The following is a 4,626-nucleotide window of genomic DNA, read 5'->3' on the forward strand; positions in this document are numbered from 1 at the left end:
CGCGTGCACGACGCGCGGATCTGGTCGAGGCCCAGCGTGCCGCCTCCGCTGTTCGCGGCCGCCGCCTCCGCGCCGACGGCCGCGTGGGCGGCCGACTGGGCCGACGGGGTGATCACGGTCGGCCACGACCCTGAGGAGGTCGGCCGCATCCTCGCCGCGTACCGGGATGCCGGCGGAAGGGGTCCGCGCGCGGTGCAGGTGCACGTGAGCCTGGGTTCGTCGCGCGCGGAGGCGCTCCAGGCGGCCGCCGACCAGTGGCGCCAGGCGACGGTTCCCGCAGACCTCATGTGGGACATCATGCAGCCGGAGGACTTCGACCGGCTGGCGGATCCCTCGGATGTCGAGGGGATCCAACGCGGCGTGCTCGTCGGCGCCGACGATCGGGAGGTCGCCGAGCGCCTGGCCGCGCTCGCGGCGGCCGGGGCCGATCGGCTGTACCTGCATGAGGTCGCCAAGGATCAGCGGCACTTTCTCGACCGCGCGGGGGACGGACTCCTCGACACGATCAGGAAGCTCACATGAAGCTGGGCGACACCGGCGACCTGTGGTGGAAGCCGGCGGTGATGTCGTCGTCTGCGCCGATCGTCACGGGCCTGCCCTGTGCGAGGTCTCCCGCGGTGGTGGCCGAAGGGTCGCGCCCCTCGGCGAGGCACTTCACGACGATGTCGCGGTCGGTGAGCATGACCTTGAGGCGGTCGTCCTCGCCGCAGATGGGCAGCGCCCCGACGTCGTGCGAAGCCATCAGGCGCGCGGCGTCCACGAGGGTCTCGTGCTCGCCCACGCACTTCGGTGCGGGAGTCATGATGTCTCTGGCGACGGTCAGAGGTCTCTCCTTCCGATCGTTCGGCGACGGTACGCGGGCACGCGCGACGGAGCCGAGGGGTTGACACCGGCAACGCCCGCGCGTAGCCCGAGGCGGGCGCATGGACGCGGCATCCGTCGCCCGTTAGACGTGAGGCGGCGCGGGTGTCAACCCCCTGCATGCCGCCGAGACGCGTCGGGCACGCTCTTCGGAGGAGGTGCGCGATGCACGACACGATGTGGTCCGCTCACGCAGGCGGATCGTGAGGGCGGTGACCTGGCAGGGGCGGCGTGAGATCGCCGTCGCCGACGTTCCGGATCCCCGGATCGAGGAGCCGACGGATGCGATCGTCCGCATCACGTCGACGGCGATCTGCGGATCCGATCTGCACCTCTACGAGCTGCTCGGCCCGTTCCTCGAGCGCGGCGACATCCTCGGCCATGAGTCGATGGGCATCGTCGAAGAGGTCGGTGCCGAGGTGACGTCGCTGCGCGTCGGGCAGCGCGTGGTCGTGCCGTTCAACATCGCATGCGGCGCGTGCTTCATGTGCCGGCACGGGCTGCAGTCGCAGTGCGAGACGACGCAGAACGTGGAGTACGGAACCGGGGCCTCGCTGTTCGGCTACACCAAGCTCTACGGCCAGGTGCCGGGCGGGCAGGCCGAGCTGCTGCGCGTCCCGCGCGCCGACTACAACACGATCCCGGTGGGCGAGGATCTGCCGGACGAGCGCTACCTCTTTCTCAGCGACATCCTCCCGACGGCGTGGCAGGGCGTCGAGTACGCCGACGTGCCCGCCGGCGGCACGGTCGTGGTGCTGGGATTGGGTCCGGTCGGCCAGCTCGCGTCGCGCATCGCCGCGCACCGCGGCTTGCGCGTCATCGGCATCGATCCCGTGCCGGAGCGCCGCGCGATGGCGGCGCGGTACGGGGTCGAGGCGTGGGAGGACGACGACGAGGGCGCGTACGTGAGTGAGGCCACCGACGGACGAGGGGCGGACGCCGTCATCGACGCGGTCGGCATGGAGGCCCACGGCAGCCCGCTCGCCCACGCCGCGCACCGCGTTGCCGCCGCGATGCCCGACGCGATCGCGCGGCCCGTGATGCAGCGGGCCGGCATCGACCGCCTCGCCGCACTGTACGCCGGGATCGACATGGTGCGCCGCGGCGGGACGATCTCGATCAGCGGCGTCTACGCCGGCGACGGCGACATCCTGCCGATGAAGACGATGTTCGACAAGCAGCTCACGGTGCGCATGGGGCAGTGCAACGTCAAGCGCTGGATCGACGACCTGATGCCCCTCGTCGAGGATGACCGCGACCCGCTCGGCCTCGGCCGCCTCGTCACGCACCGCGGCCGGCTCGAGGACGCGCCGGGCCTCTACGAGAAGTTCCAGAAGAAGCAGGACGGGTGCGTCAAGGTCGTGCTCCAGCCCGGTGAGGGGCAGGATGCCTCGCACACGATGGCGGCAGAGGATGTCAAGCCCCTCTCTCCGGAAGCGCGGTCGGGGGAGGATCGGGGATCAGGAGGTTCGCCATGACCCACAGGACCCCGCCCCGCGGGACCGCCTCGCGAACCGGGCGGCGGGACACGGCCGCGACGGAGCATCCGCGCAATGAGGAGCGGACCGCCGATCCCGGCCGCGGCACCGAGGACGAGGACGGTCGGGAGCGCGCGGCGCGCGAGCGCCTGTTCCGGCGCGCTCATCCGGCGCCTGCCGATCGGCATGAGTGACACACCAGCAGGAGGAACCCATGCAACACGATGACGTGCATCAGCTCGTGCTCACACCGCTGGCCGAACGGTCGTGGCGGCTCTGCGACCGAAGCGTGGCGCGCAGCGACGCCGCCAGCGTGGTCGCCTACGTCGAGCTCCTCGACACCGGGGTGTACGAGGCGATCTGGGTGTCGGTCGGGTTCGGCTCGACCCGCTACCCGTCCATGGAAGGTCTCTTCCGCGCGGCCGTGCGGATGCTCGGCCGCTCGCACAGCTCGGGCGCCCTCAAGCCGGAGCCGATCCCGCACCGCCCGCCCGCGCACGCGTGAGGTGGACCGCGCCCGCGCGACGCGCGTGTCGGTCGCCGGTGGCAGGATGGGCGCATGCCTGAGTCGCCCGAAGTCGAGGCCCTCGCCAGATTCCTCGACGACGAGGCATCCGGTCGTGAGATCCGCGGTGTCGATGTGCTCGAGTTCCGTACCGTCAAGACGCGCTCCATGCCGCCGCCGGCCCTCGTCGGCCGGACGGTCGCCGGCGCGGCCCGGCATGGGAAGCACGTCGAGCTGAAGCTCGACGAGGGCAGCCTCGTGGTCTCGCTCGGCCGTCACGGGTGGATGCGCTGGCTCGTCGGCGGCGAGCCGGCACCCGCCGCCGATGCGCCTCCGGCTCTCGCCGCGCTCGAGCTCTCCGACGCGGCGGCGTTGCAGGTGACGGATGCCGGCACCTGGGTCTCACTGGGGCTCTTCGTCGTGACCGACCCGGCCGAGGTGCCGGCCGTCGCGAAACTGGGTGCCGATCCAGCGGACGCAGACTTCACCCGCGCGGACTTCGATCGCGCGCTGGGCGACCGACGCAAGCAGGTGAAGGCGATCCTGCAAGAGCAGGAGTCGGTTGCCGGCATCGGCAACGCCTATTCCGACGAGATCCTTCACCTTGCGCGCATCTCGCCCGTCGCCCACGCGGCCGCACTCGACGAGGCGGAGCGCGAGCGGCTCTTCGACGCCACCGTCGTCGCGGTGCGAGAGGCCATCGAGGCCCGCATCGGCATCCCCATCGACCAGCTCAAGGCGGCCAAGGTCGCCGCGATGCGCGTGCACGGCCGCACCGGCGAGATGTGCCCGGTGTGCGGCGACACGATCCGCGACTTCACGTTCTCGGGGACGGCGGCGCAGTATTGCGCGACGTGCCAGACCGGCGGCGTGCTGCTGTGACGCGGGCCGCCTGCCGCACTCGGCGGGTAGCATGGTCGCCATGACGACGTCGCCGATTCCCGCACCGATCACCCTCGCGCCCGTCCCCGAGGAGAAGAACCTGCTCACGGTCGTCGAGTCCGCAGGAGCCTGCTGCGGCGGCAGCTGCAGCATCGACTGAGCCCCGAATCGCTCGCGCGCGATGGCCGACGACCTCCGGATCACCCCGCGCGTCGCGCGGATCCTCACATCTGAGGAATCCGTCTACGGGCTCATCCTCGTCTCGGGCATGATCGTCGTCAGCGGCACGGTCGCCGGCACGTCGCTCAACGCCCTCGTGACCGTGACCGTCACGGTCCTCGTCTTCTACCTCGCCCACGTCTACTCGGGCACGCTCGGCCGCCTCGCCGCCACCGACGACAGCGCCGGGCTCCGTGCCAGTCTGAAGGCGGCCGCCCGGCACTCGCGCGGCATGCTGGTCGCATCGATCGTGCCGCTCGTGATCCTGCTGCTCGGCACGACCGACCTCATCGACGACACCGTCGCAATCTGGTCCGCGCTCATCGCCAACACCGTGCTCCTGGGAGTGCTGGGTTGGATCGTCGTCGCACGATGGAGCGCCCGCTGGTGGCCACGGCTCGTCAGCGCGGTCATCACGGCGGGCTTCGGCCTCGTGCTGATCGCCCTCAAGGCGTTCATCCACCACTGACCGGCGCGTGCCTCACCCCCTTCGAGGGATGAGGCACGCACCGCACCGGGTCAGTGACCGACCGGTGCGCCCATCTGCTGGTCGGCCGGCTTCCGGATGAGGAACGCACCCACGAGCAGCGGCAGCGACAGGATGGCCGCGATGAGGAACGTGGCCCGCGTGCCCGCGGCCTGTGCCGCCAGGTCGCCCGCACCCGACTCCGCGGCGGTCGC

The 4,626-nt window shown here is 71.4% G+C and carries 6 protein-coding genes; 5 read left to right on the top strand and 1 reads right to left on the bottom strand.

Going from position 1 to position 4,626, the window contains the following annotated elements:
• Positions 1 to 522: LLM class flavin-dependent oxidoreductase (locus EIO58_RS13040; RefSeq protein WP_127819905.1), on the top strand; the 522-nt coding region annotated here is incomplete at its 5' end.
• Here EIO58_RS13040 and EIO58_RS13045 read toward each other — a convergent pair.
• Positions 515 to 802 carry a CBS domain-containing protein gene (locus EIO58_RS13045; RefSeq protein WP_342447979.1) on the bottom strand — a complete coding sequence of 96 codons (288 nt, stop codon included), beginning with the start codon at positions 800 to 802 and terminating at the stop codon, positions 515 to 517. The genes EIO58_RS13040 and EIO58_RS13045 overlap by 8 nt on opposite strands.
• Before the next feature lie 262 nt (positions 803 to 1,064).
• Here EIO58_RS13045 and EIO58_RS13050 point away from each other — a divergent pair, with 262 nt between their 5' ends.
• The 4 genes from EIO58_RS13050 (at position 1,065) to EIO58_RS13065 (ending at position 4,414) form a co-directional block, all read left to right on the top strand.
• Positions 1,065 to 2,339, top strand: a complete 1,275-nt coding sequence (locus tag EIO58_RS13050) for a zinc-dependent alcohol dehydrogenase (protein ID WP_127819906.1) — start codon at positions 1,065 to 1,067, stop codon at positions 2,337 to 2,339.
• A 214-nt stretch (positions 2,340 to 2,553) separates the two neighbouring features.
• The gene (locus EIO58_RS13055; protein WP_127819907.1) at positions 2,554 to 2,844 is read left to right on the top strand and encodes a hypothetical protein; all 291 of its coding nucleotides are present in this window, start codon (positions 2,554 to 2,556) and stop codon (positions 2,842 to 2,844) included.
• A gap of 54 nt (positions 2,845 to 2,898) precedes the next feature.
• The gene (locus tag EIO58_RS13060; protein ID WP_127819908.1) at positions 2,899 to 3,726 is read left to right on the top strand and encodes a DNA-formamidopyrimidine glycosylase family protein; all 828 of its coding nucleotides are present in this window, start codon (positions 2,899 to 2,901) and stop codon (positions 3,724 to 3,726) included.
• Between the two features lie 181 nt (positions 3,727 to 3,907).
• Positions 3,908 to 4,414 (top strand): hypothetical protein, encoded by a 507-nt coding sequence (locus tag EIO58_RS13065; RefSeq protein ID WP_127819909.1) that lies wholly within the window; start codon positions 3,908 to 3,910, stop codon positions 4,412 to 4,414.
• The last annotated feature ends 212 nt before the right edge of the window (positions 4,415 to 4,626 follow it).

Origin of the sequence: Microbacterium sp. CPCC 204701 (genome assembly GCF_004010105.1) — a bacterium.
Lineage (GTDB): Bacteria > Actinomycetota > Actinomycetes > Actinomycetales > Microbacteriaceae > Microbacterium.

Excerpts from the sequence above, each read along its gene's own strand:
- EIO58_RS13045 (WP_342447979.1), bottom strand. The coding sequence starts at position 802 with ATGACTCCCGCACCGAAGTGCGTGGGCGAGCACGAGACCCTCGTGGAC.
- EIO58_RS13055 (WP_127819907.1), top strand. The coding sequence starts at position 2,554 with ATGCAACACGATGACGTGCATCAGCTCGTGCTCACACCGCTGGCCGAA.
- EIO58_RS13060 (WP_127819908.1), top strand. The coding sequence starts at position 2,899 with ATGCCTGAGTCGCCCGAAGTCGAGGCCCTCGCCAGATTCCTCGACGAC.
- EIO58_RS13065 (WP_127819909.1), top strand. The coding sequence starts at position 3,908 with ATGGCCGACGACCTCCGGATCACCCCGCGCGTCGCGCGGATCCTCACA.